We start from the raw sequence: 1,294 nt of genomic DNA, 5'->3' as shown, positions 1-1,294 counted from the left end.
GCTTTATATACTTTAACAGCTTGGCGTACGTCCGCGGTGTCATCGATCATCGTATTCACCCCCTAGTCAGCAATTATTTCTATATATATCGAAATTAAGATAACATATTCAATTGTATCTGTAAACTGAAAAGTTCGACCATCCTTAATATAAAATACTCAAGCGTCTGTATTCCCGCGGGGAAACCCCTTGCCACTTCTTGAAGCTCTTACTGAAATTAGGCAAATCTTCATAGCCAAGCCCACGCCCAATCATCTCAATTGGTTGGGACGTTTCCCTAAGGAGCCGCTTAGCTTCAAGATGCCGGGACGATTGCAAATATTTGTGCGGGCTCATCCCGACAATATCACGGAATATGCGGATAAAGTGATCTTCACTTACGCCAAATTGCTGTGCCATGGCAGCGTTCGTCCAGGGATGTTCCAACGATGCTTCCATCTCGGCCACTAGCTGTTGCACGGCTGCCCGATATTCGGGATGCAGGTTGCGTATAGGCTTATCGTGCAGTCGCAGCAAGACGGCGAGCAGTTGGAGGAGCAGTCCTCGGCAGGCCATGGCGTATCCGGGTTGAGCTGTGCCGAACTCGCCAATGAGACGCTCCATCCACTGTAGCGGTTCAGGTGGAAGGCCACCATAAAATCGTTGAAACAGCGGAGTTCCATCTGGGTTCACAGGTTGTCGACAGAACTGTTCGGGCTGTGGTCGCAAATCCTTCACGACCAAATCTTGTTCTGCTAGCACTTGAATGTCATTGAAAAAATCAAAATGGATTCCAAGTAATTGTGTATTCGATTCCGTCAATACTTCAATCCGATGGGTTGTAGCAGGTGGGAGCAGGAACAAATCTCCGGCTCCGGAACGTACCGGGTCGTCCTCACACTCGAAATGCACTTGAATATCGCCACGAATTATATACACCAGTTCGAAATCTACAATACGACGAGCAGTGCCTGGAGAATAAAAAGCTTGCTGAATTTGTGCCCAGTGGACACAAGGGGTAAGCTCGTAGTGTTCGGCTACACGCGTGGGTGGCAATAACGGARCGTTCATAAGCCCTCCTGGGCGGAAATGGATAACAACTTGTCGATCTGAGCCAATTACTAGCAATAAACTTCATGATAATATGGGGTTATGATTAGATCGATTAACGGAATTGTACAATACGTCAATCGAGTGTGCAAGCGAATTGTTGAATAATTCGAGTTGAGAGGCGGGCAAATATCGATGACAAATGTACTTAAAGCCCAGTTTGATGAGCAAGGCTATGTCGTTCTTGAAGGTCTATTCACGATAC

General features: G+C 46.8%; 1 protein-coding gene. It reads right to left on the bottom strand.

The genetic code is table 11. The features are described 5' to 3' along the window. Window positions 1-144 precede the first annotated feature (144 nt). The gene (locus AC1DWB_RS35455) at window positions 145-1,050 is read right to left on the bottom strand and encodes an AraC family transcriptional regulator (RefSeq protein WP_477545757.1); all 906 of its coding nucleotides are present in this window, start codon (window positions 1,048-1,050) and stop codon (window positions 145-147) included. Window positions 1,051-1,294 lie beyond the last annotated feature (244 nt).

Source organism: Paenibacillus sp. P4_E11 (assembly GCF_056401635.1).
Note: the sequence above shows the minus strand (reverse complement) of the source record. Positions and strands in the feature narration are given on the sequence as shown.